Annotated in this window: 28 protein-coding genes; 7 read left to right on the top strand and 21 right to left on the bottom strand. The window is 59.0% G+C overall.

The annotated features are described in order from the left end of the window. The first annotated feature begins 2 nt into the window (after positions 1-2). From CAPSK01_RS06545 to CAPSK01_RS06570, 6 genes are read left to right on the top strand one after another with little or no spacing between them, the layout of a single operon-like run. Complete coding sequence (locus CAPSK01_RS06545) at positions 3-1241, top strand: type II secretion system F family protein (RefSeq protein WP_034924203.1); 1239 nt, start codon at positions 3-5, stop codon at positions 1239-1241. Beyond that, positions 1241-2101 carry an A24 family peptidase gene (locus CAPSK01_RS06550; protein ID WP_034924205.1) on the top strand — a complete coding sequence of 287 codons (861 nt, stop codon included), beginning with the start codon at positions 1241-1243 and terminating at the stop codon, positions 2099-2101. The genes CAPSK01_RS06545 and CAPSK01_RS06550 overlap by 1 nt, the downstream gene beginning before the upstream one ends. 60 nt (positions 2102-2161) lie before the next feature. Further along, entirely contained in the window at positions 2162-3172 is a 1011-nt protein-coding gene (locus tag CAPSK01_RS06555) for a glycosyltransferase family 2 protein (protein WP_034924207.1), read from the top strand. Then, positions 3150-3869, top strand: coding sequence for a class I SAM-dependent methyltransferase (locus CAPSK01_RS06560; protein WP_273703214.1), 720 nt, complete (start codon positions 3150-3152; stop codon positions 3867-3869). Before CAPSK01_RS06555 ends, CAPSK01_RS06560 begins: the two co-directional genes overlap by 23 nt. Next, entirely contained in the window at positions 3869-4210 is a 342-nt protein-coding gene (locus tag CAPSK01_RS06565) for an EamA family transporter (protein ID WP_034924215.1), read from the top strand. Before CAPSK01_RS06560 ends, CAPSK01_RS06565 begins: the two co-directional genes overlap by 1 nt. A 17-nt stretch (positions 4211-4227) precedes the next feature. Continuing rightward, a complete protein-coding gene (locus CAPSK01_RS06570) occupies positions 4228-6015 on the top strand; it encodes a DUF2142 domain-containing protein (protein WP_273703215.1) in 1788 nt (595 codons plus the stop codon). A gap of 160 nt (positions 6016-6175) precedes the next feature. On the opposite strand, the gene tolA is transcribed toward CAPSK01_RS06570, so the two are convergent. The 21 genes from tolA to CAPSK01_RS06680 all read right to left on the bottom strand — a co-directional run bounded on the left by tolA (position 6176) and on the right by CAPSK01_RS06680 (position 22066). Then, entirely contained in the window at positions 6176-7243 is a 1068-nt protein-coding gene (gene tolA, locus CAPSK01_RS06575) for a cell envelope integrity protein TolA (RefSeq protein ID WP_034924217.1), read from the bottom strand. 11 nt (positions 7244-7254) lie between these two features. Further along, positions 7255-7659: a protein TolR gene (tolR, locus tag CAPSK01_RS06580; protein WP_034924218.1), complete on the bottom strand. Its 405-nt coding sequence runs from the start codon at positions 7657-7659 to the stop codon at positions 7255-7257. Between the two features lie 4 nt (positions 7660-7663). Further along, positions 7664-8341 (bottom strand): protein TolQ, encoded by a 678-nt coding sequence (gene tolQ, locus CAPSK01_RS06585; RefSeq protein WP_034924219.1) that lies wholly within the window; start codon positions 8339-8341, stop codon positions 7664-7666. Then, positions 8338-8787 carry a tol-pal system-associated acyl-CoA thioesterase gene (ybgC, locus tag CAPSK01_RS06590; RefSeq protein WP_034924220.1) on the bottom strand — a complete coding sequence of 150 codons (450 nt, stop codon included), beginning with the start codon at positions 8785-8787 and terminating at the stop codon, positions 8338-8340. Before ybgC ends, tolQ begins: the two co-directional genes overlap by 4 nt. 68 nt (positions 8788-8855) lie before the next feature. Further along, positions 8856-9920, bottom strand: coding sequence for a Holliday junction branch migration DNA helicase RuvB (ruvB, locus tag CAPSK01_RS06595; protein WP_034924239.1), 1065 nt, complete (start codon positions 9918-9920; stop codon positions 8856-8858). Beyond that, positions 9917-10996: an AI-2E family transporter gene (locus tag CAPSK01_RS06600; RefSeq protein WP_034924242.1), complete on the bottom strand. Its 1080-nt coding sequence runs from the start codon at positions 10994-10996 to the stop codon at positions 9917-9919. Before CAPSK01_RS06600 ends, ruvB begins: the two co-directional genes overlap by 4 nt. A 7-nt stretch (positions 10997-11003) precedes the next feature. Beyond that, complete coding sequence (gene ruvA, locus CAPSK01_RS06605) at positions 11004-11579, bottom strand: Holliday junction branch migration protein RuvA (RefSeq protein WP_034924244.1); 576 nt, start codon at positions 11577-11579, stop codon at positions 11004-11006. Beyond that, on the bottom strand, positions 11576-12142 hold the full coding sequence (ruvC, locus tag CAPSK01_RS06610; RefSeq protein ID WP_273703216.1) for a crossover junction endodeoxyribonuclease RuvC: 567 nt from the start codon (positions 12140-12142) through the stop codon (positions 11576-11578). The genes ruvA and ruvC overlap by 4 nt, the downstream gene beginning before the upstream one ends. Continuing rightward, on the bottom strand, positions 12139-13002 hold the full coding sequence (locus tag CAPSK01_RS06615; protein WP_034924246.1) for a DMT family transporter: 864 nt from the start codon (positions 13000-13002) through the stop codon (positions 12139-12141). The genes ruvC and CAPSK01_RS06615 overlap by 4 nt, the downstream gene beginning before the upstream one ends. Before the next feature lie 123 nt (positions 13003-13125). Further along, positions 13126-13629, bottom strand: a complete 504-nt coding sequence (locus tag CAPSK01_RS22100) for a helix-hairpin-helix domain-containing protein (protein WP_273703217.1) — start codon at positions 13627-13629, stop codon at positions 13126-13128. A gap of 194 nt (positions 13630-13823) precedes the next feature. After that, positions 13824-14603: an IclR family transcriptional regulator gene (locus CAPSK01_RS06625; RefSeq protein WP_034924253.1), complete on the bottom strand. Its 780-nt coding sequence runs from the start codon at positions 14601-14603 to the stop codon at positions 13824-13826. 203 nt (positions 14604-14806) lie between these two features. After that, complete coding sequence (locus CAPSK01_RS06630; RefSeq protein ID WP_034924257.1) at positions 14807-16183, bottom strand: ATP-binding protein; 1377 nt, start codon at positions 16181-16183, stop codon at positions 14807-14809. Then, on the bottom strand, positions 16183-16845 hold the full coding sequence (locus tag CAPSK01_RS06635) for a response regulator (protein ID WP_034924264.1): 663 nt from the start codon (positions 16843-16845) through the stop codon (positions 16183-16185). The genes CAPSK01_RS06630 and CAPSK01_RS06635 overlap by 1 nt, the downstream gene beginning before the upstream one ends. Before the next feature lie 256 nt (positions 16846-17101). Then, the gene (locus CAPSK01_RS06645; protein WP_273703218.1) at positions 17102-17725 is read right to left on the bottom strand and encodes a Maf family protein; all 624 of its coding nucleotides are present in this window, start codon (positions 17723-17725) and stop codon (positions 17102-17104) included. After that, entirely contained in the window at positions 17725-18195 is a 471-nt protein-coding gene (rlmH, locus tag CAPSK01_RS06650; RefSeq protein ID WP_034924271.1) for a 23S rRNA (pseudouridine(1915)-N(3))-methyltransferase RlmH, read from the bottom strand. The genes CAPSK01_RS06645 and rlmH overlap by 1 nt, the downstream gene beginning before the upstream one ends. Beyond that, a complete protein-coding gene (gene rsfS / locus CAPSK01_RS06655; protein WP_034924842.1) occupies positions 18192-18569 on the bottom strand; it encodes a ribosome silencing factor in 378 nt (125 codons plus the stop codon). The genes rlmH and rsfS overlap by 4 nt, the downstream gene beginning before the upstream one ends. A gap of 7 nt (positions 18570-18576) precedes the next feature. Next, positions 18577-19251: a nicotinate-nucleotide adenylyltransferase gene (nadD, locus tag CAPSK01_RS06660; RefSeq protein ID WP_034924845.1), complete on the bottom strand. Its 675-nt coding sequence runs from the start codon at positions 19249-19251 to the stop codon at positions 18577-18579. Beyond that, the gene (locus CAPSK01_RS06665; RefSeq protein ID WP_034924274.1) at positions 19244-20020 is read right to left on the bottom strand and encodes a BPSS1780 family membrane protein; all 777 of its coding nucleotides are present in this window, start codon (positions 20018-20020) and stop codon (positions 19244-19246) included. The genes nadD and CAPSK01_RS06665 overlap by 8 nt, the downstream gene beginning before the upstream one ends. 13 nt (positions 20021-20033) lie before the next feature. Continuing rightward, entirely contained in the window at positions 20034-20687 is a 654-nt protein-coding gene (locus CAPSK01_RS06670; RefSeq protein WP_034924277.1) for a DUF2189 domain-containing protein, read from the bottom strand. 28 nt (positions 20688-20715) lie between these two features. Continuing rightward, positions 20716-21681 carry a homoserine kinase gene (locus CAPSK01_RS06675; RefSeq protein ID WP_034924280.1) on the bottom strand — a complete coding sequence of 322 codons (966 nt, stop codon included), beginning with the start codon at positions 21679-21681 and terminating at the stop codon, positions 20716-20718. 43 nt (positions 21682-21724) lie between these two features. Then, positions 21725-22066, bottom strand: coding sequence for a DUF2782 domain-containing protein (locus tag CAPSK01_RS06680; RefSeq protein ID WP_034924283.1), 342 nt, complete (start codon positions 22064-22066; stop codon positions 21725-21727). A 223-nt stretch (positions 22067-22289) separates the two neighbouring features. Here CAPSK01_RS06680 and CAPSK01_RS06685 point away from each other — a divergent pair. After that, positions 22290-23368: 5'-3' exonuclease H3TH domain-containing protein (locus tag CAPSK01_RS06685; RefSeq protein WP_034924848.1), on the top strand; the 1079-nt coding region annotated here is incomplete at its 3' end.

Raw genomic sequence — 23368 nt, forward strand, 5'->3', positions numbered from 1 at the left:
CCATGGCGACCGCAGCAAAACCCACCAGGAAGATCACGACGGAGGTCAAGGAACATGTATTTCTCTGGGAGGGGAAAAACAGGCTCGGCAAAGTCGTCCGTGGCGAACAACGTGCTTCCAGCCAGACTGTGGTTCAGGCGACTCTGCGGCGGCAGGGGATTCTGGTCAGCAAGATATCTCGGCAACGCTTCAGGGGCGGACAGAAGATCTCCGAGAAGGATATCGCGTTGTTTACCCGCCAGCTGGCGACGATGATGAGAGCCGGGGTGCCGCTGCTCCAGACTTTCGATATCGTCGGTCGGGGCCACGACAATCCGGCCGTCGGCAAGCTGCTGCTGGATATCAAGTCGGATGTCGAAACAGGTAGTTCGCTCTCGCAAGCCTTCCGGAAATATCCCCTGCAATTTGATCCCTTGTACTGCAACCTGGTAGCTGCTGGAGAGCAGGCGGGTATTCTCGAAACCTTGCTTGATCGACTCGCCACCTACAAGGAAAAAATGCTCGCCATCAAGGCAAAAATCAAGTCCGCCCTGTTTTATCCGGTGGCCATCATCTTCGTCGCCTTCATTATTACCGTCGTGATCATGATTTTCGTGATTCCCGCATTCAAGGAGGTCTTCAAGAGTTTCGGTGCCGACCTCCCGGCGCCCACGCTGATGGTAATCGCCATGTCGGATTTTGTCATTGCTTGGTGGTGGGCGATCTTCGGAGGCATCGGCGGCTCGATCTTTGCCTTTTTCTACACATTGAAGCGATCGGAAATGATGCAGATCGCCTTCGACCGCATGTTCCTGCGCATCCCTGTTTTTGGTGACATCATTCGCAAGTCGGTCATCGCCCGCTGGACGCGCACGCTGGCAACCATGTTCGCGGCGGGCGTCCCGCTGGTCGAATCGCTCGACTCGGTTGGCGGTGCTGCCGGCAACTATGTCTACAAGGTGGCGACCCGGAAGATCCAGAGCGAGGTGAGTATCGGCACCAGTCTCACCTCAGCAATGCAGAGCAGCGAACTCTTTCCGAACATGGTGAACCAGATGGTGGCAATTGGCGAGGAGTCCGGCGCACTCGATTCAATGCTCGGTAAAGTCGCCGATTTCTTTGAAGCAGAGGTGGACGACGCGGTCGAAGCGCTATCCAGCCTCATGGAACCGATGATCATGGTCGTTCTCGGGGTATTGATCGGCGGGATGGTGATCGCCATGTATCTGCCAATCTTCAAACTCGGGGCTGTCGTCGGATAATGCTTTCTGCATTGACTGCCGAACTGGAACCGACACTGTTCATTTTCATCTGTGGCATCCTTGGATTGCTGGTTGGCAGCTTTCTCAATGTCGTCATTCTTCGTTTGCCCAAAATGATGGAGTGCGAATGGCGCATCCATTGCGCAGAACTCAGGGGCGAAAAGCCTGCAGACATTGAAATGCTCTCGCTGGTCAAGCCAGGCTCGCGTTGCCCGGCCTGTGGGCATGCGATAACTGCCCTTGAGAATGTGCCGATCTTGAGCTGGCTGTTCCTGCGTGGTCGCTGTTCGGCTTGTCATGCGCCGATATCCTTGCGTTACCCGCTGGTCGAGATGGCCAGCAGCCTGTTATGTGCTTTTGCCGCATTTCATTTTGGCTATGGTTGGGCTGCGGCTGGTGCGATGCTGCTGATTTGGAGCCTGCTCGCGCTGACCGGTATCGATATGGATAGCCAGTTATTGCCGGACTCGATTACTTTGCCCTTGCTCTGGACTGGTTTGCTGTTCAATCTGTTCGGTACCTTCGTCGACCTGTCATCGGCAGTGATCGGTGCGGTCGCTGGTTATCTCTCACTGTGGTTGGTTTACTGGACGTTCAAGCTGACAACCAGCAAGGAAGGCATGGGCTACGGTGATTTCAAGCTACTTGCAGCCCTGGGTGCCTGGCTCGGATGGCAGATGCTGCCGTTGACCATTTTGCTCTCTTCACTGCTCGGTGCCGTGGTCGGCATCACCCTGATCGTGGTAACCAAACGTGGCCGAAGCGTACCGATTCCCTTCGGCCCTTATCTGGCAATAGCGGGGATGCTGGCACTGTTTTTCGGGAAACCTCTGACTCGGGCCTACATTGGTTTCTTGTAGCTGTCCAAAAGACCTTCTCCATTTGGCATGAAAGATTCCGCCACAAGTGGGCGAACTCATATGGCGCTTATCAACGCCAGAATTGCAGTGGTGATACCCTGTTACAGGGTAGTGAACAATATACTTGGCGTAATCAGCGCAATTGGTCCGGAAGTCAGCCGAATCTATGTGGTCGATGATTGCTGTCCTGATGGATCCGGTGATTTCGTAGAAAAGAACTGCAATGACGATCGTGTTTTAGTCATTCATCACCATGAAAATCAAGGTGTGGGTGGCGCAGTGATCACAGGTTACCTGGCGGCAATCGATGATGGCATGGAAGTGATAGTCAAGCTGGATGGTGATGGCCAGATGGACCCACGGCTGATGCCCGGTTTTATTTCTCCGATCCTGGAGGGCGAAGCCGATTACACCAAGGGAAATCGATTTTATTATCTTGAAGCACTTGGGGCCATGCCAAAGATGCGCCTGCTTGGTAACGCAGCCCTGTCCTTCCTGACCAAAATTTCGTCCGGGTATTGGGATTTGTTTGATCCAACCAATGGTTATACGGCGATCCATCGGGAGGTCGCTCGACAATTGCCATTGGATAAAATAAGCCGCCGTTATTTTTTTGAAAGCGACATGCTGTTCCGGCTCAATACACTGCGTGCCGTGGTGATGGATATACCGATGAATGCAAAATATGGGGATGAAGTGAGCAATCTCAAGATCTCCAGAGTCATTGGCGAGTTTCTCGTGAAGCATTTCATAAATTTGATGAAAAGAATTTTCTATTGCTATTATCTAAGAGGCATGTCGATTGCCTCGATTGAGCTTCCACTTGGGGTAGTCATGTTTCTGTTTGGAGGTTTGTTTGGCGCTTTTCAATGGATGTCCTCCATAAACTCGGGTCTGGCTGCGTCCGCAGGGACCGTAATGCTTTCAGCCTTGCCGGTAATCGTCGGTTTGCAATTGATCCTGGCCTTCTTGAGTCACGACATCAGATCGGTCCCGAGCAAGCCAATTCATCTAAGAAGAAGAAATTTTCATTTTCGAGCCAATGAAAATGGATACAAAGATGCCGTGTGAAGATAAGGAATGGATTGAATACCGGGAAAGATTCTCAACAGTCTATGACGATGCAAACTATTCGAGCCCACTTCAGTCTTCAGTCATGCGAGCTAGTCACAGACTCGTAGAAAAGGCATTTGACGAGCAGACATATTTTGGTCGCATTCTCGAGGTGGGTGCAGGGACTGGCGAACACCTTCACTTCGTTCGCCACAGATTTGATGAGTACATCCTTTCTGATCAGGATCACAAGACCCTGGAAGTAGCCATGAATAAAATTTCCGGAATGCATGCAGGAAAATTGCGCTACGCAATGCAGACAGGCAGCCATCTGGATTATTCAGATAATACTTTTGACAGGCTACTGGCCACACATGTCCTGGAACACATTTACCAGCCACACCTCGCGCTGAAAGAGTGGGTCAGGGTTCTCAAGCCTGGCGGTGTCCTGTCGATCCTGATTCCCACCGATCCCGGACTGGCATGGCGATTGGGAAGGCATTTGGGGCCGCGCAAGCAAGCGATGGCAAAGGGGATCCCATACGACTATATCATGGCCAGAGAGCATGTAAACTCCTGCCACAACCTGGTTGCGCTTTTACGTCATTATTTTAATGATGCCAAGGAAGCGTGGTGGCCATTTCCGGTTCCATCGATCGATCTGAATTTATTCTTCGCATTTCATGCAATCGTCAACAAGCGGGCATGCGGGTAATGACGGTATATGTGATTGCGCTCCTCTGCGTCGTAGGCCTTGCGATTGGACAAATCTTATTCAAGGTGAGCGCTGCTGAAATAACGGCCAGTGGCTCCATTTTTTCACCGAAAGCGGCCATCGCACTGCTTGCTGCCCTGTGTATCTATGGAGTTACATCTATCGTTTGGGTCTGGATTTTACAGAAAGTAGAACTCGGGAGAGTCTATCCGCTGATGGCGCTCGCCTTCATTCTGGTTCCGATCGGCAGCCACTTTGTTTTTGGCGAGCACTTTCAGGCTCAATATTTCATTGGGGTTGCTCTGATCATGATCGGAATCATTGTTGCGGTCAGGGCATGAGAATCATAAACAATGGCATGTTCAATTTCTCTACACATGCCGGATGGCCACTGTTTCCAGTCCTTGTATTTCTGGCATGTTTTTTATTATCCGCGATCATCCCGCCATTTCAGTCGCCGGACGAGTTTGATCATGTCAAACGCGCTTATTTTCTGACGAGAGGCCGGGTCATTCTCGACACGCCCACAGGAAAATCATCGGGCGGCATGATTGATACAGGTCTGGCAGCCTACATGAACGCGTATGGCCGTCTGCCGTTTGATCCGGATAGAAAGCTTTCTGCCGCCGAACTCGATGAAGCAAATAACATCCGCTGGACGGGGGCCCAGGAGTTCAGTCCTGCTCCGGGTACCGGATATTATTTCCCACTGATTTATGCCCCGCAGGCCATGGGTTTGATCATCGGAGAGATGCTGGGCCTTTCGGTTAATGGATCCTATCGACTGGCGCGATTTGCCGTTCTGGCGTCCGCCTCCTTGATCCTGACCATTGCTTTCATGATTCATCGCCCGTCTCCTCTGGCGGCCGCACTTCTCGTCCTGCCGATGAGTTTTTTTCAGTTTTCTTCGGCCAGTTTGGATGGCATATCCACTGCTGGAGCGATCTTGGTCATTTCCGTATTCATGCGGATGGCGATTGATAAGGAGTTAACAAAACCATGGTTATTGTACGTTTTGACCGCCAGCGTGATCGTCGTCGTGTCATGCAGAATACATTTGTTGCCATTGGTGATTCTGATTTTTGGTACTGTTTTTTTTACCGGAAGGAAAAGTGGCCTTATTGCTGGAAGCATAGCCTCGATCGCCATTGTTCTGTGGCTGGCTGTCGCTTTTAAGACCACGGTTGATATCAGAGTCGTTACAGGCTTCCCTGTTTCAGGAATAATTCAGCATTACCTGCTGAACCCCCTGTCTTTTTTCAAGGTGTTGCTGGCAACGCTCGCCGATGAGGAACTGTTGAGATTCTATGGGAAATCCTTCCTGGGTATTCTCGGGTGGCTGGATGCTCCTTTTCCGGAGGATGTTTACACTGGCCTCTATGCCCTTGTTTTCCTGACAGCCATCTTTTCTACCTCATTCAAATACATTGATGAGGAATGGTTGGCAAGATTGCTGCTGGTATGTTGTGCGTTCGGCGCATCTTTACTGATTTTCTTTGCGTTACTTGTGTCCTGGAGTGTGCACCCGGCAAGCATTATTAAAGGAGTTCAAGGTCGTTATTTCATGGTTCCTGCCCTGCTCGTTGCTTATGCTCTTGAGGGTGGTAGAAGAGCCGAATCGCGTCGTTTTGTCGGCCCGCTTCTGCTGGCCGCCTTGTTTTTGTTTTCTGCATTTAACACCACCAGCTTGTTGCTGATGAGATATTATCTTTCTGCCGAACAGCCCGAGATGGCGAAGTTTGAGATGCGAGCCAGTTTGCCTGCGACAAACGGTGGATCATTGGCGTTGAGCCTCGATCAGAGACAAAAAAATGGGCCATCTGCGCTGAAACGCATCGGTATTATGTTCGGTACCTATAGGCGAAAGAATCCGGGTCTGGCCGAGTTGAGACTGAGCACGGGCGAGGGCGAGGTCCTGGTGATTCCCTTTGACTTATCCGATCTTGTTGACAATCAGTACAAGTGGTTTGATCTTGATCATCGGTCATATATTGCGGGCGAAATTGTCTTTCTGTCCGGTGGTGGTATCAGCATTTGGCAGGTTCATCACGAGGGGGGGCCTGTGACTTCCTGCTTAATCTACGAAGCCAGCAATGGGGGCAAACGATACACGAGGGGTTGCCCCCGCTTAAGCGCTTCCGGATAGCCCGAGTTCGACACTTTTCGCGTGCCAAACGCATAAACCCCCCGAGTTCGACGGATAGCAGATAAGTTATTGAAATTTAAGGCTTTAAATTTGCCACTACAGAACACTTTAACCTATGATAATCAATCACTTAGGTGAAAAAGTGTCGAACTCTGGTGTCCTAGTCGTCACGCGGCCGGTAGGGAATCCTCAAGATCCGCTCGAAGAGATCCGCCTGTGCAGGCTTGGGCAACGGGGACGACTTGTGGATCGCGCGTTCAACGGCTGCATCAAGCGCAGGATTGCCACTCGAACGGCGCACCTTGACATCAAGAACTTCACCGGAGGGAAGCTGTGTGACCTCGAACACTGCTTCCGGATTGCCCTGTATGCCGGGTGGCAAGGAAATATTGCCGCGGATCTTGGCGCGCACTTTGTCGATGTATTCGTTCAGCCCACGCCGATGTTCTGCCGCCGCCAGCTCAGCCTGTTGCTTGAGCTGGCGAGCCTCGGCGTCGGCCTCGGCAGCGCGCGCACGTCGATCTTCGGCAGCCCTCTGCTGCTGCAATTGTTTCTGTTCCCGCTTCAGTTCATCGTCGAAACTTGGGCGGCGCTCCGGCTCCGGCTTTGTCTCCTTCTGTTTTGGCTCTTCCTTCCTGGGCGGCTCCTTCGGCCTGGATTCTTCCTTTTTCGACGGGGCCGGTTCTTCCTTTCGGGACTGTTCCTTCACCTTGGGTTCTTCCTTCCGCGGCGTTTCCTTCGCCTTGGGTTCTTTGGGCGCTTCCGTCGGCTTCGGTTCCTTGAGGGTTTCCTTGACCTTGGCTTCCTTCGGCGGCTCCTTCGGCTTTTTCTCCTCCTTCAGGGGGATTTCCGGTTTGACGGGGGGCTTGACCTCGGGTTTCGGTTCTGGTTTTGCAACTGCCTTGGCAACGGGCTTGGGCTCCGGTTTCACGATTGCTTTGGCAACCGGCTTAGGTTCTGGCTTAGGTTCCGGTTTGGGTTCCGGTTTTGGCTCCGCTTTGGGCTCTGGCCGGGGCTCCACTCTCGACTCAGGCTGGCTGGCTACAGTCGGAGCCGGTGCAGCACGCCAGACTTCGACTTCGACCGCGGCAGGCGGCTGACTCTTCCACTGCACGCCCAGAAACAGCGCGCCGATCAACAGCAAATGAACCGTCGCGGACAGGGCCAGCGACGGCCATTTGGCCGGATCGTCCTGCGGCGACCGCTGGAGGACTTCGACAGCTTCCACCGATCAGTGGCTCACTTGCCAGCGGGTTGCACGAGAAGGCCGATGCGTTTGACCTGTTTCTGCTGCAGGTCGTCCATGACCTCAAGCACCGCCTGGTACCTGACATTCCGGTCACCGGCAATGACTACCGCCTGCTCTGGGTTGTTGCGCTGCGCGGCGACGATCGCTTCCGATAGCTCATTTCGGCTGAGAGGGCGTTCGGACTTGCCGGGAGCAAGCAGCGCCAGCGTCCGGTCGGCGCGGACGATCACCTGCAGCGCTTCGGCTGGCGGCTGCGCGGCCTTGCCGACCGACGGCACGTCGATGCTGGCGGTGGTCATCATCGGTGCCGTCACCATGAAGATGACCAGCAGCACAAGCATGACATCGATGTAGGGGACGACATTGATTTCGTTCTTCAGACGGCGCGGACGCATGGCCTTACCTCATCTGCCGTTGCAGGATGTTCGAGAACTCTTCCATGAAAGACTCGAAGCGCGAAGACAAGCGGTCGATCTCGTGCGCAAAGCGATTGTAGGCGACCACCGCCGGGATCGCCGCAAAAAGGCCGATGGCAGTCGCCACCAACGCTTCGGCAATGCCCGGCGCGACCGCAGCGAGCGTCGCCTGGCCAACGTTCGAGAGACCGCGGAAGGAATGCATGATTCCCCAGACGGTGCCGAACAGGCCGACATACGGGCTCACCGAACCAACCGAAGCCAGAAAGGCGAGGTGCGAGTCGATGCTGTCCATCTCACGCTGATAGGTGGCGCGCATGGCGCGACGCGAACCGTCGATGACGTCTTTCGGGTCGAGGTTCTTCTGGCTGCGCAGCTTGGTGAATTCACGAAATCCCGCTTCGAAGATACGTTCCATGCTCCCGGTGCTATGGCGGTCATTGATCGCGCTCTGGTAGAGACTGTTGAGGTCGCCACCGCTCCAGAAGTCACGCTCGAACTGCTCGGTTTGCGCGCGCGCCGCTTTCACCGTGAACCACTTTCGGAAAATATAGTACCAGGACATGAAAGAGACGCCGGCCAGCAGCAGCATCACGGCTTGCACTACGGCGCTGGCGTTGAGGATCAGATGCAGGATCGAGAGGTCTTGTGAGACATTCATTGCAGGGCTTCCAGTTTGGTACGCAGAATTGCGGGAATCGGGGCCGCTTTCATCTGCGCCGAGTTGACACAAACGATGTGGATGGTGCCGCTGACCAGTTCCTGCCAGCGCCCTTCGACGGACGCATCGGCACGCCGGATATGCTGGCGAAAGAAGATCTGCGCGCGGCTGATCTTCTCCACTTCGAGGCTGACGACCAGTTGATCGTCAAGTCGCGCCGGCTTCAGGTAGTCGACGCTGATGCTGCGAACGACGAAGGCAATCCCCGGATCGCGCAGCAGCTCGGCCTGCTGATGACCGATCGCACGTAGCCATTCGCTACGGCAGCGTTCGAAAAATTTCAGATAATTGGCGTAATAAACCACGCCCCCGGCATCGGTGTCTTCGTAGTAAATGCGAACGGGAATGGTGAACGCTTTGTTGTTGGGCTGGTGTGGGTGTTTCATGGCCGGCGCCGATTCTACGGCAGCATTCTGGTGGCAAATGTAAGTGTTTGTGACCAGGCGGCGCCCTCTCAGGGCGCCTGCCAGAGATCGCCTTGCGGTTCGCTGGGCATCGCCGCCAGTCCCAGATGACGGTAGACCGCCGCGGTCGCCACCCGACCGCGAGGCGTGCGCTGCAGGAAGCCTTGCTGGATCAGATACGGTTCGAGAACGTCCTCGATGGTATCGCGCGCTTCCCCGATCGCGGCCGCCAGATTGTCGATGCCGACCGGGCCACCGGCAAATTTGTCGATCACCGCGGATAGCAGCTTGCGGTCCATGACGTCAAGGCCGCCATGATCGACATCGAGCATTAGCAACGCCTGATCGGCGACTTCCTGCGTGATGTGGCCGTTTGCCCGGACTTCGGCGAAATCGCGGACGCGCCGCAACAACCGGTTGGCGATGCGTGGTGTGCCACGAGAACGGCGCGCGATTTCCAGGGCGCCGCCGGGATCGGCAGGCACCTTGAGCAGTTGCGACGAGCGTGTGACAATCAGCATCAGTTCCTCGGGTGTATAAAACTCGAGTCGCGAGACAATCCCGAAGCGATCGCGCAGGGGATTGGTCAGCATGCCGGCGCGAGTGGTCGCACCCACCAGCGTGAACGGGGGCAGATCGAGCTTGACCGAGCGCGCTGCCGGACCCTCGCCGATCATGAGATCGATCTGGAAGTCCTCCAGCGCCGGATACAGGATTTCTTCGACGACCGGCGAGAGGCGGTGAATCTCGTCGATGAAGAGGACGTCGCGGGGTTCGAGATTGGTCAGGATGGCAGCCAGATCACCGGCGCGCTCAAGGACCGGGCCTGAGGTCGAACGCAGGTTGACGCCCATCTCGGTGGCGATGATGTGCGCCAACGTGGTCTTTCCAAGGCCTGGCGGGCCAAACAGAAGAACGTGATCGAGCGTGTCGTTGCGCCGCCTGGCCGCTTCGATGAAGATCGTCAGTTGCTCGCGAATCTTGGCCTGACCGACGTAATCGGCGAGATGGCGAGGCCGCAGGGCGCGTTCGATCGCTTCTTCCTGGGGGGATTTCGCCTCGGCCGAGATCAGCCGGTCGACAGCGGAGCTGCCAAGATCGTCGGTTTCGATCATCGCTGTGAGCTCTTCTCCGACAGCGACGATTCCGAATCGGCATGTGCCAGCCACTCGCGAACCAGCACCTGCCCGAGTGCCAGCAGGGTTGGCCCAAGGAACAGTCCGATGAAGCCGAAGACCAGCACGCCCCCAAAGACACCGACGACGATCAACAACAGTGGCAGGCTGGCGGTTCTTGAAATCAGAATCGGTTTGATGAAGTTATCGACACTGCTGATGCCGAACATTCCCCACATCACCATGAACACTGCCCAGCCGGTCTGCCCCTCATTGTATAGCCAGACGGCAGCGCCCAGCCAGATCAGCGTCGCCCCGATCACCGGCACCATCGAAAAGAAGAAGGTGGCCACGGTCAGGATGATGATCCCCGGCACACCCGCGATGATGAAACCGATCATCGCCACCAGCGCCTGTGTGGCCGCCGTCCCGACAATGCCGACCATGACCCCGGTGACCGTCCCTTCCGCCAGCGCCAGCATGCGCTCGCCGAGATCGCCGGCAAGGGCGCGACTGCCGGTATGCAGGGCGTCTGCATAGAGATGTGCGTCACGAAAGATGAAAAAAACGAAGAAAATCACCAGCACCAGTTGCAACAGTCCCTGCGCGAGGAGTGCGGCGGTAGCCAACGCCAGCCTGCGCGTCGGATCCACGAACTGATGCAGCAGGGCATTCATTTCCTCGCGACTCTCGATCAGTTCGTGCCAATAGGCCGCGGCATTGCGACCGACCATCGGCAGTCTCGCCAGCCAGGCTGGTGGGTCGGTGGGCAGCCCTTTTTCCATCAATGGCTTGAGGTAGCGAATCGCAATCTCGACGCCGTCGGCAAGCGATCCGGACAGCAGTGCCACGGGCGCGACCAGCAACAGCAGCAACAGCATCGACACCAGTAGCGCCGCCAGGTTGCTGCGCCCGCCGCAGAGGGTGAGCAGGCGATTGCGGATCGGCAAGGTGGTGACACAAATGACTATGGCAAAAAGCAGGGTGCCGGTAAACGGCAACAACACGGCAATACAGCCGATCAGCAGCAAAGCGACAAGCGCGATCTGAATAAGTTGTTTGTGGCCGGGATTCATGATCGGTTCAGACCCTTGACAGCAGCTTGAGCGCCTGCCGAATGCCGTCGGAGGTGGTGACGTCGGCCGCTAGCTGTTTCATTGCGGCCCCTGCTTCACGGTCATTGTAACCCAGAGCCAGCAGCGCATTGAGAATGTCATTATGTACGGCCGCGGCAGGCACGGCGCTTGCCGGCAGCGCATCGGCGAGTTTTCCCTTGAGCTCGAGCAACAGGCGCTCGGCGGTCTTGGTGCCGATACCAGGTACCTTGGTCAGGCGGCCGATTTCCTGCCGTGCCACGACCTGCGCGAGATCGCTCACCGACAGTCCGGACAGCACCGACAGCGCCAGGCGCGCGCCAACGCCCGAAATTTTCAGCAACTGGCGAAAGGCAAAACGCTCACCTTCGCTGGCAAATCCGTAGAGAAACTGCCCATCCTCACGTACCACGAAGTGGGTCAGCAAACTGATCTTCTCGCCATTCGCCGGCAGATTGTAGAAAGTGCTCATGGGCACGTCGAGTTCATAGCCAATGCCGTGCACGTCGACCACCACCTGCGGCGGGTTCTTTTCCAGCAGGATTCCGGCCAGCCGGCTGATCATCGTCTGTTCTCCCTGGCCACCACCAGGCGACCGTTGCTGACCTGCAGACCTTTGCTGGTCAGTTGCCCAAGCCCCTGCCCGCCATGTGCGTGTGCAATGGCGCAAGCCAGCGCATCGGCAGCGTCCGGGCGGGGGGCTGCCGACAAGGATAACAGGCGGCGCACCATGTGCTGCACCTGGACCTTGTCGGCGTGGCCGTTGCCGACCACCGCCTGCTTGACCTGCAAGGCCGTATACTCGGCCACCTCGAGGCCGCTGGCAACCAGCGCCGTGATCGCCGCACCACGCGCCTGGCCGAGCAGCAGCGTCGATTGTGGATTGACGTTGACAAACACCATCTCGACTGCCGCCTGGTCCGGTCGGTGCTGTGCCAGCAGTTCGCGCAGGCCGGCGTAGATCGTTCCCAGACGACCAGGCAGGGAATCCCGGATGTCGGTGCGGATGCAGCCGCTGGCGAGATAGGCCAGGTGGTTGCCGGTTTTCTCGATCAGTCCGAAACCGGTGATGCGCAAGCCAGGGTCGATGCCGAGAATGCGCAGCACCGGTTTCACAGCGGCGCTCATCGGCTTTGCGCCCGCGCCAGATAGACCCCGCCGACTGCCAGCAGCATCCCGGCCAGCGCCAGTCCGCCGAGCGTTTCGCCGAACACCAGCCAGGCGATCACGGCCGTGCTGGGGGGGGTCAGGTAGAAAAGGCTGGCGACATTGACGGCACTGCCGCTGCGAATCAACACATTGAGCAGGCTGATCGCACCAAACGAGAGCACCAGCACCAGCCACAGCAGGGCAAAGGCAAACTGCGGCGTCCACTCGATGTGCATGCTTTCGCTGGCCCAGGCGGCGAGCGCCGTCAGCACCGCGGTCGGCAGGAACTGAATGACCGAACCGGTACGCAGGTCGAAGTGCGGGCAGAAACGCTTCTGGTAGAGCGTGCCGAGCGTGATTCCGAGCAAGGCGGCGAACGCCGGCAGCAGCATCGCCGCCAGCGGCAGGTCGCCGAGTTGGTTGGCAACCACCAATGCCACACCGGCAAAGCCGAGCACCAGTCCCAGCCATTGCCGCGGCGACACGTGTTCACCGAGCAGAAAGCCGGCACCACAAGCGGTCAGCAACGGCTGCATGCCGACCACCAGCGCCGTTACACCAGCCGGCAGACCATGTTTGATGGCCGTGAACACCCCGCCCAAATACAGCGCGTGCACCAACAGGCCGGAAATCCCGATGTGGACGAGCTGACGCCCGTCAGCGGGCCATGGCGCACGCGTCGCCAGGGCAAACAGCGTCATCAGCACGAGCACCAGGAAGTAGCGGGCGAGCAGGAAAGTCAGTGGTTCGGCGTACGGCAGTCCGAACTTGGCGCCGATGAATCCGGTGCTCCACAGGAATACAAAGAGAAAAGGCAGCAGCGATGGCAGTGGACGCATGGGTTCAGCTTATGGATGCAGACGGGAGTGTAGCAGGCAGTGCGGCAGCCCGCGCTCGGAAAATGACAAACCCCGCCTTGGCGGGGTTTGTCATTGCATCTTGTCAGGGAAGGCAGTTGAGGATTACTTCTTCGCTGCAGCGGCATCCGTGCTCTTGGCATCGCTCGTCGCGTCTTTCTTGGTCGCCGGTTTGGCTGCCTCCTTGCTCTCTGCGGGTTTCACTGGCTCGACTTTGGCTGCGGCAGGAGTTGCAGCCGGTTTGGCGGTTGCCGGAGTTTTTGAAGCCGCCGTGGGCGCACTTGCCGGTGCAGAAGCGCCTGCCGGGGGCATGACCTTGGCGGGTTCGGCCTTGGTCGCCGCCTTGGCCGTTGTCGATCCGGTCAAGGTCACGTCGTTCTTCATCTTGCCGAGGACTGCCGGTCCAATGCCGGGCACCTTGGTGAGATCATCGACCGTCTTGAAGTCTCCATTCTTGGTCCGGTAGTCGATGATTGCCTGGGCTTTGGCCGGCCCAATGCCGGTGAGCATCTGAAGTTCGTCCTTGTTGGCAGTATTTACGTTGACTACGGCAAAGGCATTTGTCGCAATCATCAACAAAGCGACCAACAGAGTAAACAACTTGTGCATGGCATTCCTCCTGGTGAGATTGGGATCACGAACCACCAAGCGCTGTCCGCCTGGCGTCCTACAATTTTACTTAACGCGCCGTAAGGGTTTTGCGTTGACCAAGCGACCATGACTTTTCCAGGTACTCTGATCATGAAAGTCATGACTCACTGCCCTGACGCGCATGTCTGCTGGTTCAGTTTATGGGAGCACGGTTACTTGCGCAACTGCTGGCGATAGCCTAGTGCCCTCGATATTTGACTGGCTGTTGCCTTGATCGGTGTCACCCAGTCGGGGTTATAGCGATCGCTGGGTGCTGATATCGAAAGCCCGGCGACCAGCCGACCTTCATCGTTGCAGACTGGCGCGGCAATGCAGCGCAGGCCGATCTCGGCCTCTTCGTTGTCGTAAGCCAATTCGTGGCGGCGGATCTTGTCGAGTTCCCTTTCGAGCGCATCAAGGCGGGTCAGCGAATGCGGAGTCTTGCCCGGCAGACTGGTACGCTTGGCGTAGGCACGCACCTCAGCCAGCCCGTCAGCCGCCAGAAACAGTTTGCCGAGCGAGGTGAGATGCAGCGGCGCGCGCCCACCGACCAGGTAGACTACGCGCACCAGCGAGCAACCGCTTGAGGTTCGCTCGACGTAGATGATCTCGTCTTCGTGGCGAATGCCGAGATTCACCGCTTCGCCAATCAGCTCGTGCAATTGCTGCATGTAAGGCAGTGCCACTTGGCGAATGTTGATCCGCGACTTGACGATGTTGCCCAGTTCGAGCAACCGGATACCAAGCGCGTAGGTACCGACTTCGTGTCGTTCGACGAGCGCGGCACCGGTCATCACCGCCAGAATGCGATGCGCAGTAGAGGGATGCAGGCCGGTACGCTGGGCCAGGAGCTTGAGACTCACCGGTCCCGGCATGTCGGCCAGTACGTCGAGGAGTGACATCATCCGCTCGATGACCTGAATGGAGCCTTTCTCTGCCTGTTGTTCGGCCATCGCCTTGGTGTCGAATCTTCCGTTTTGCACGCACGGGGAATCCCTTCGGGCGCTCCGCCACTCGCCCGGCGCAGCCTGTGCGGTGCCGCATCTTACCACGTCATCATGAGTGTTGCCTGCCAGCCTTCTGCCCACCGGAAAAGCATATGGGTAACGACCACCCCATCAGTGCGACCAGGCTGGCACCCTTGGTAGGACACGGACTAGATCTTTCCCGACCCGACCCAGCGCAGGCGCGCCTCGAAACCGCCGCCGGCCAGATTCTCGACCTCAAAGCGTGCCAAGTGCAACTCAGCGATGCGCTGGACGATGGCCAATCCAAGCCCACTGCCTTCGGCGCTGACCTCGCGACCGCGATAAAAGCGTTCGACAAGCCGCGGCAAATCCTCCTGCGAGACCCCTGGCCCGTCGTCGGCGACAGCGAGCAGGATGTCGCCGTTCTGCCGCCGCACGAAGAGCGTGACCGTCGTTCCCGGCGGCGTGTAGCGCAGGGCATTATCGAGCAGATTGCGCAGCACGATTTCCAGCAATTCGCCGTCACCCTGGACCAGCAAGGGCGTCGCGCTGACCTGCAGGTGAATCGCTCCGCGGTCGGCGGTCACTCGCGTTTCGACCAGCACCCTGCGCGCCAGCTCGCCGAGGTCGACTTCGCCCGCTTTGGGAAGTCCCACAAGCGGGTCGAGGCGAGCCAGGCGCAACAGTTGTTCGAGCACGCGCGCGGCCCGGTCAACACCGAGCACGATTTGCTTCAGCGCATGCTGGCGATCGTCAGGATTCCTGCTGAGCTGTGCCACCTCTGCCTGGATTTTGACTACGGCCAGCGGCGTACGCAATTCGTGCGCCGCGTCGGCGGTGAAGCGCCTTTCCTTGTCGAGGGCTTCCGCAAGCCTGACCAGGAGCTGGTTGAGCGCGTCGAGCAGCGGCTGCACTTCGAGCGGCGTAGCGTGGTTAGCCAGTGGTTTGAGGTTCTCGGGCGACCGCGCAGCAACATCGGCAGCCAGGTCGTCGAGCGGCTTCAGGCCACCCCGCACCGACAAGTAGATCAGCAGCAGCAGGAGTGGCGAAATCAGCGCGATCGGCAGAACCGTCTGACTGGCCACTTCGAGTGCCGCACGGTCGCGCACATCGATCGACTGCGCGACCTGCACCCGATAGTCGTCAGCAGGCGCAGCAATGGTCAGCACCCGCCAGGGGTGACCATTGCGAGTGATGTTTTCGTAACCCGGCGCAGCGGCCAGGGAGTTTGCCGGCGCCTGTTCAGAGCGCAGCAGCAGCGACCCGTTGGCACGCCCGATCTGGAACTCGAGCGGCGACTCGTAGGGACGGTCTTCGCCGCTGCGTGCCAGTGTCAGGCGTGTCGCCAGATCTGCCAGATGGCTCTCGTTGTCGCGCACCAGCGCAAGCAGCAAACGGGCCGATTGCGCCAGATGTCCATCCATCAATTCCTCGGCTTCATGGCGGGCCTGAGCGTAGCTGAGGATGGCGACCAGCCCCCAGACCAGGAGGGCGGTGGCAAAGACAGCGCGCAGCAGGCGCCAGCGCAGTGATTGGCTTGGCGCGCCAGGGGCTGTCTGCGGCATCAGTCGGCGTCGCCCAGGCCGTAGCCGAGACCGCGAACGGTGCGAATGAAGTGGGTGCCCAGTTTTTTGCGCAGGTGGTGAATGAAAACTTCGACGGTATTGCTACCGGTTTCTTCACCCCATGCGTACAGACTTTCTTCGAGCTGACTGCGCGTGCGGATGTGCTGCTTGTGGCTGAGCAGGTCATGCAGCAAAGTATATTCGCGAGCCGACAGGACCACCGGCTGACCATCGCGAGTCACACGCTTGCTGGCCGGGTCGAGCACCACACCAGCGTGCTCCAGCGTTGGCGCCGGAGCGCCGCTGGCACGACGTATCAACGCTCGCAGGCGCGCCTGCAGCTCAAGGAGATCGAAGGGCTTGGTGAGGTAGTCATCGGCCCCGGCGTCGAGCCCGGCGATCTTGTCGGCACTGCTGTCGCGAGCGGTCAGGATCAACACCGGCAACGGGTTGCCACTTTGCCGAAAGTCCTTCAGGACCGACAACCCGTCGCGCTTCGGCAAGCCGAGATCGAGCACGCAGGCCTGATAGGTATGGTCGAGCAGCGCCAGACGTGCCGCGTCTGGATCACGCACCCAGTCAACCGCGTAATCGGCCAGCTTGAGACCGGCACGGATGCCGTCTCCAAGCAGGACATCGTCTTCAACCAGCAGAATGCGCAATGAGCGGTTTCCTTCCCAAATCAGGAGGTCGTTTCACATTTCCAGCCGATCGATCGCCTGGGGATACGACAGAGCTTGGCCGGCAGGGGGTGCGGAACAACCGGGCGGCTCCCCGCAGCCAGACTGACCTGTAATCCGAAAGCTTCGAGAAACGCTTGCGCGACCAGTTGGTTGACGGCATGGTTTTCAACCAGCAGCACCTGCCCGGACAGACGCCGTTCGACGGTTGAAGCGAGCGGCCGTGCTGTCGCGCTAGTTACAGTCTGAAACCGAAGTGCTTCAGCAACTGTGCCGTTTCGCATAGCGGCAAACCCATCACGCCGCTGTAGCTGCCCGCCAGATACTCGATGAACATGCCGGCACGCCCCTGGATGCCGTAAGCGCCGGCCTTGTCCATCGGTTCGCCGCTGGCGACATAGCGACGAATCTCGTCATCATCGAGAAGGCGAAAGCGCACCTCGCTAATCGACAGGGCCAGTTCGATGCAATCTTCGAAGCCGATGGCTACCGCCGTCAGGACTCGATGCGTATTGCCGGAAAAGCGCTTCAGGATACGCCTGGCATCTTCGGCGTCACACGGTTTGCCGATCAGTTCGCCGGCCAGTTCGACCGTAGTGTCCGCGGCCAGGACCGGTTGCGGGAAGAGCTTTCGCCAACGGACAACACGACAGCCATGTTCCGCCTTGCTGCGAGCAATACGCTCGACGTAGCTCGTCGGGTTCTCGCCGGGCAGCGGCGTTTCGTCCAGGGCAGGGTCGTCACGAGGTGAATTGCGTGGCACGATGGTATCGAAAGCAACACCGATTTGCGTCAGCAGTTCGCGCCGACGTGGGCTGCGCGAAGCCAGATGCAGGCGCGAATACGGCATCTGGACGGACATCAACCCTCCCTGTGGTAAGGATGATTGCGGACGATGCTGATCGCACGATAAAGCTGTTCGCAGAGAATCAGCCGCGCCAGGGCATGTGGCAAGGTCAGGCTCGACAAGCGGATCGCTTCGTCGGCCTGTAGTTTCAAGGTTTCGTCGATGCCATCGGCACCGCCGATGACGAAGGCCGTCGCACCCCCGGAACGCATCCAGCGAGCAAGGCGATCGGCAAGCTGCAGCGTCGGCAGATCGACACCGCGCTCGTCCAGTATGACCATTCGCTGATAACCCTGCAAGGCCGTCAGCAGGCGGACCTTCTCGGCGGCAAGCAATTGTTCGCGGCTTTTCGATCTCCGCGGTTCCGGTTTGACTTCGACGATCGACAGAGGCAATTCACGCGGCATGCGCTTGACGTACTCGGCGCAACCCTGGGCCACCCATACGGGCGGTTTGTGGCCGACGGCGAGAATGGCGAGTTTCATTCCTCACCGGTGACTGTAGCCCTGACGGCAATCCGCTGCACGCGTAACGGTCCCTTGCCACCCCACAATTCTTCCAACTTGTAATAACTGCGCACCGCCGGCTGCATGACGTGCACGATGATGTCGCCGAGGTCGATCAGCACCCATTCGCCAACGGCCTCGCCTTCGCAGGAGAGGACTTGCCCGCCGGCGGCGCGGACCTTGTCCTGAACGTTCTGAGCCAGTGATTTGACCTGACGGTTGGAGTCGCCACAGGTGATGACCATGCGGTCAAAAAGTGCGGTCAGGCGACTGGTATTGATGACCTCGATATCTCGGCCCTTGATGTCTTCGAGCGCGTCGACCACGAGTTTTTCCAGTTGGGGCAATGGGATGGGCAAATCAGCACTCCGGATAAAGGTGTTCGGTTTGAATATAAGCGATGACTTCGTCGGGCAACAAGTAGCGGGAACTGTAGCCCTTCGTCAGCAGGCCGCGAATCTGAGTCGCCGAGATCGCCAACTGGCTCATCGTGAAAGTGACGATACGTCCGGCAGGCGATGCGGCCAGCGCTGCCGGGCTGGCCGAGAAGCGGTCGCGATAGCAGCTCGCCAGCTCTGCCGGCAGACAGGCCCCATCGATCGGAAACCCAGGACGCTGCGCAACAGCGAGGTGCGCCAGATCGAACAACGACCGCCAGCGATGCCAACCGGGCAAGCCGGCAAAGGCGTCGGCACCCACCAGCAGCACCAGCGGCCGTTGCTGCCCACACTGATCGACTTGGCGCAGGCGTTCCAGGGTTGGCACGGTGTAACTTGGCCGATCCGCTTCAACCTCGGCAGCATCGACTGAGAAGCGCGGGTTGTCGGCAATCGCCAGGCACACCATCGCCAAGCGCTGCCGCGCGGTCACTTGCGGCCTGCTGCGCAGCGCCGGCTGACCGGCTGGAATCCAGCGCACGCCAGCGAGATCGAGACCATCGGCAGCCTCTTCGGCAAGACGCAGGTGACCGTAATGAACCGGGTCAAAAGTGCCACCAAAAATTCCCAGAGGCCGGTCGCTGGGGCGATCAGGAATGGTCTTCAATGGTGATGAAAACGTCGCGATAACTGATGTAAAAGCTGGCAAACAGCGTTGGTGCAAGAACGAGGATCAGCAATACCGTCATCAGCACTGCCAACAGCGCTGCGCTGCCGGGCAGCAGGGTCGCCAGAATGCCGATGAAGAGCCCGGGCAGCAATGTCGCGACAACCAGGATGGCCAACGAATAAACCAGAAAGGCGCGCCAGTTGCGCAGGCAGGCGACGAAACTGAAGAAGAGCGCCTTGGCCGGCGGCAAGCCATGCCAGCCGACGAGTACCGGCGCATACCAATAGGCCATCATCAGCGGACACAGGAAGAGTAGCGCGATCTGGGTGGCCAGCAGCAGGCTGCCATCGTTTACCACCTCCTCAGCAGGTTTCTGGCCGGCCAGCATCATTGCCATCAGCGCACCGCCGTCGGCCAGCGCCGAAACGGCGAGAATCCCGACCGTCGCCGCTAGATAGAGGGTGCCCAGGATCAGCAAGCTGCGCAGGTTGCTGGCAAAGCCCGAGAACAGGAGCTGCAAAGAGAGGGGCGCACCTTGCTCGATGCGGCGGCAGGCATTCATCAGACTGACCGAAAAGGCCGGAATGCACAGCGTCGTCGCCACCGTGCCGAGTACGGGGATGATATTCACCAGAGCCATCAACACCCAATAGCTGACGACCAGAAAAGTGAGCATCAGGTGATTCTTGCGAAAGATCCGAAAACCATCGGCCAGCCAGCGCCAGCCTTGGGCAGCAGGAAGAGTCAGTGCTTGCATGTCATCAGGTCGCTCAGACGGCAATGAAAATATCACGATAGGAGGCATACACCGAACCGGCAAGCACTGGCCCAAGGACCAGGAAGCCGAGCCCGATGGGCAACGCAGCGAAGAAGCAGAGTACCAGACTGATCAGACCGTAGACCAGAAAAACCAGGAAGTTCTTGAGGCAGGCATGGCAGCTCGCCTTGAGCGCGTCGACCGGCGGCAGTCTGTTGAAGACCAGCAGCGCCGATGCAAACCAAATGGACAGGGCGATCAGCATGCAGAGCAGCAGCGACGGCAGTGTGCCCAGCAGCCCCCCCCCGAGCATGACCAGCATGTAGAACACGCCGAGCATCACCAGGCCACCGGAGTGGCTCTGGAAAGCGGCGAAAAGATCACTGATTTCGAGTGTCTCGTTGCGCTCGACCTTCCTGCAGGCGAGCAAGAGGCCGGCAGCCAGCAGGGGCGTCAGCAAACATGCCGCGAGCTCGGCAAACCAGGGGATGATTGCCAAGCCGGACAGGATGACGAGCAGGATGATCGTCATCGCCATCCAGACCCCCGGTTTGGCGAGAAAGATTGCCCAACCTTGTCTGAACCAGTCGAAGACATTGCCGACATCGACGCGGCGGCTGGCGCCGTTGAACATCGGCGCGGGGATCGGGAAGGTTTCGTGGACCATGGGGGTGCAGACCTGAAGGTGGCTGATGCTAGCCGCCCTGAACGGCTGCGGCAAGCGGGCCGTCGTGACGGTCCAGTGTGCGCCGCGCCAGCAGGATGCTACGATAGGCATCCGGATCGCGTTTGATGACCAGTTCGCCGGACCGTGGCAGATGATGATCGTACAGGCGCGAGGCCCAGAAACGCAGTGCGGCTGCGCGCAGCAATGTTGGCCAGGCGGCCTGTTCGTTGGCCAGCAATGGACGTCGCCGGCCATAAGCGGCAAGCAGTGCGGCACAACGTTCGCTGTCGAGCTCGCCGGTGGCAGTGGCACACCAGTCGTTCACGGTCACCGCCAGATCGAACAGCAGGTCGTCGACACCCGCAAAATAAAAGTCGAGCAAGCCGCTCACCTGGTCTCCGACAAAGAGAACGTTGTCGCGAAACAGATCGGCATGGATGATGCCACGCGGCAGGTTAATCGGCCGTGCGCGCTGCTGGTATCGCACTTCGTCACCTAACAGTTCGGCATCGTCCCGATCCAGCCAGGGCTCGATCTGTACGGCAATGCGTGCGCACCAAGCGCCATCGCGTTGATGCGCCGACTGGCTCGGGCAGGTCTGCGCGGCGATATGCAGCTCGGCAAGCATGCCACCGATCGCCGCGCATTGTGCCAGGTTCGGGTTGCTCTCGGCACTCCCCGGTAGCCGGCTGACGAGCACTGCCGGCTTGCCCTGGAGCTGGCCGACATACTCATGACGGCGGTTGGCAACAGGTGCCGGACAGGGAATGCCCCGCTCAGCCAGGTGCGCCAGCAGTCGCATGTGAAAAGAAAGTTGCTCGCCCGGAGCCTGCTCGAAAATGGTCAGTACGTAACGGCCAAGCGTCGTGTCGAGAAAGAAGTTCGTGTTCTGGACGCCTTCGGCAATTCCGGCGAGTGTCTGCAGAGTGCCTACTGCGTAGTCCTCAAGCCAGGCTGCCGCATGCTCGGCACTCAGCGGGGTGAACACCGACATGGCGCTCAAGCGCGAATTGACGACAGCAAGAACGGATGAACCGTCAGAAGGTCCCGATCACCCAGGTGGGAACACTGACATCGGGAGTCCCCATGGTCTCCCTGCTGAAGTTTCCGTCACCTTCCCGGTCAACCAGGTAGTAGGGAACACCGTGCGCCGGTGTCACCTTGATCTTGTAGAGTTTTCCCTTGATCCGATGTTCTTCGACGGTATCGCCTTCACGTTTGATGATCGTCACCTCCGGTTCCAATGCCGCATCAAAGGGAGCCATCTCCGGCGGCGGTGGCGGGACTGCCGGCAGGGGCTGCAAATCCGCCCGGTTCTGGGCAGGCGCTGGCGCGGCAGCGACCATCAGCAGGGCAAAGAGGGCAAGAAAGCGACGCATGAGGAGTACCCCTGGGTGATTGATCGAGCAGTGAGCAGTTCACCGATCAAAGTGAATTGTAGTATAGATTGCGCAGCAGCCTGCGCTTGCCGAGCCGATGGCGACTGGGGCGTCGGCCTTACGGTCATGAGAAAGAACTCTGCGATAATGCCGGGGACTCGCCGGACGGGCGGAAGCGACCCGCCCGTGGCCTCAACCCTTCCAATCTCTTTATGGCCCGCCCATGCCCACCCTGCTGCTGGTCGACGGATCGTCCTACCTCTATCGCGCTTTTCATGCCATGCCCGACCTGCGCACGACGCAGAGCGAGCCAACCGGTGCGCTGCATGGCGTGCTGAACATGCTACGCCGCCTCGAAAGCGACTACCAGGCGTCGGGAATCGATTACAAGGGCTGCGTCTTCGACGCCAAGGGCAAGACCTTCCGCGAAGACTGGTACCCGCAGTACAAGGCCAACCGCCCACCGATGCCCGACGATCTGGTGCGCCAGATCGAACCCCTGCACGCGGCGATCGAGGCGCTCGGCTGGCCGCTGCTGGTATTTGACGGCGTCGAGGCCGACGATGTGATCGGTACGCTGGCGACGCAGGCGGCAGCGCAGGGCATGCAGGTGGTCGTGTCGACCGGCGACAAGGATCTCGCACAACTGGTCGGCCCACGGATCAGACTGGTCAACACGATGAGCAACGAACTGCTCGACGAGGCCGGCGTGATCGGCAAGTTCGGCGTGCCGGCCGGACGCATCGTCGACTACCTGGCGCTGATCGGTGACACGGTCGATAACGTTCCCGGTGTCGACAAGGTCGGTACCAAGACGGCGATCAAATGGCTCGCGCAGTACGGTTCGCTCGACGGGGTGATCGCTGCCGCGCCTGACATCGGCGGTGTCGTCGGGCAGAACCTGCGGCGTGCACTCGATTTCCTGCCGCTGGCACGCCGCCTGGTGACGGTACGCTGTAACCTCGACCTGGCGCTGGCGCCGACCGACCTGAAGCCGCGACCCCTCGATCGCGAACGACTGATCGAGATCTTCTCACACTACGAGATGCGCAGCTGGCTCAAGGAAGTACAGGGCGATGGCACCAGTCGCATGACGACGGACGATGGCGCGCTGCCGGCCGCCGCGCCGAGCACCCAGACCGACCTGTTGGCCGACGCTGCGCACCGCGCGGCTTACCAGACGATCCTCGACTGGCCGGCTTTCGAGCGCTGGCTCGAGAAGATCGGGAACTCTCCCTTGACCGCACTCGATACTGAAACCACCAGCCTCGACCCCTTCGCTGCCCGCCTCGTCGGCCTGTC

The organism is Candidatus Accumulibacter vicinus (genome assembly GCF_000584955.1).
GTDB lineage: Bacteria > Pseudomonadota > Gammaproteobacteria > Burkholderiales > Rhodocyclaceae > Accumulibacter > Accumulibacter vicinus.

Bases quoted from the DNA above. Each gene is read 5' to 3' on its own strand.
- CAPSK01_RS06630 (WP_034924257.1), bottom strand. From the start codon at position 16,183: ATGCCGCAGACAGCCCCTGGCGCGCCAAGCCAATCACTGCGCTGGCGC.
- CAPSK01_RS06560 (WP_273703214.1), top strand. From the start codon at position 3,150: ATGGATACAAAGATGCCGTGTGAAGATAAGGAATGGATTGAATACCGG.
- CAPSK01_RS06550 (WP_034924205.1), top strand. From the start codon at position 1,241: ATGCTTTCTGCATTGACTGCCGAACTGGAACCGACACTGTTCATTTTC.
- CAPSK01_RS06615 (WP_034924246.1), bottom strand. From the start codon at position 13,002: ATGCGTCCACTGCCATCGCTGCTGCCTTTTCTCTTTGTATTCCTGTGG.
- CAPSK01_RS06625 (WP_034924253.1), bottom strand. From the start codon at position 14,603: ATGGCCGAACAACAGGCAGAGAAAGGCTCCATTCAGGTCATCGAGCGG.
- ruvB (WP_034924239.1), bottom strand. From the start codon at position 9,920: ATGATCGAAACCGACGATCTTGGCAGCTCCGCTGTCGACCGGCTGATC.
- tolR (WP_034924218.1), bottom strand. From the start codon at position 7,659: ATGCGTCCGCGCCGTCTGAAGAACGAAATCAATGTCGTCCCCTACATC.
- CAPSK01_RS06545 (WP_034924203.1), top strand. From the start codon at position 3: ATGGCGACCGCAGCAAAACCCACCAGGAAGATCACGACGGAGGTCAAG.
- ruvA (WP_034924244.1), bottom strand. From the start codon at position 11,579: ATGATCAGCCGGCTGGCCGGAATCCTGCTGGAAAAGAACCCGCCGCAG.
- CAPSK01_RS06565 (WP_034924215.1), top strand. From the start codon at position 3,869: ATGACGGTATATGTGATTGCGCTCCTCTGCGTCGTAGGCCTTGCGATT.
- CAPSK01_RS06665 (WP_034924274.1), bottom strand. From the start codon at position 20,020: ATGCAAGCACTGACTCTTCCTGCTGCCCAAGGCTGGCGCTGGCTGGCC.
- tolQ (WP_034924219.1), bottom strand. From the start codon at position 8,341: ATGAATGTCTCACAAGACCTCTCGATCCTGCATCTGATCCTCAACGCC.
- CAPSK01_RS22100 (WP_273703217.1), bottom strand. From the start codon at position 13,629: ATGCACAAGTTGTTTACTCTGTTGGTCGCTTTGTTGATGATTGCGACA.
- CAPSK01_RS06570 (WP_273703215.1), top strand. From the start codon at position 4,228: ATGTTCAATTTCTCTACACATGCCGGATGGCCACTGTTTCCAGTCCTT.
- ruvC (WP_273703216.1), bottom strand. From the start codon at position 12,142: ATGAGCGCCGCTGTGAAACCGGTGCTGCGCATTCTCGGCATCGACCCT.
- CAPSK01_RS06555 (WP_034924207.1), top strand. From the start codon at position 2,162: ATGGCGCTTATCAACGCCAGAATTGCAGTGGTGATACCCTGTTACAGG.
- CAPSK01_RS06675 (WP_034924280.1), bottom strand. From the start codon at position 21,681: ATGTCGGTGTTCACCCCGCTGAGTGCCGAGCATGCGGCAGCCTGGCTT.
- rlmH (WP_034924271.1), bottom strand. From the start codon at position 18,195: ATGAAACTCGCCATTCTCGCCGTCGGCCACAAACCGCCCGTATGGGTG.
- ybgC (WP_034924220.1), bottom strand. From the start codon at position 8,787: ATGAAACACCCACACCAGCCCAACAACAAAGCGTTCACCATTCCCGTT.
- CAPSK01_RS06600 (WP_034924242.1), bottom strand. From the start codon at position 10,996: ATGAATCCCGGCCACAAACAACTTATTCAGATCGCGCTTGTCGCTTTG.
- CAPSK01_RS06670 (WP_034924277.1), bottom strand. From the start codon at position 20,687: ATGGTCCACGAAACCTTCCCGATCCCCGCGCCGATGTTCAACGGCGCC.
- CAPSK01_RS06680 (WP_034924283.1), bottom strand. From the start codon at position 22,066: ATGCGTCGCTTTCTTGCCCTCTTTGCCCTGCTGATGGTCGCTGCCGCG.
- CAPSK01_RS06645 (WP_273703218.1), bottom strand. From the start codon at position 17,725: ATGTCCGTCCAGATGCCGTATTCGCGCCTGCATCTGGCTTCGCGCAGC.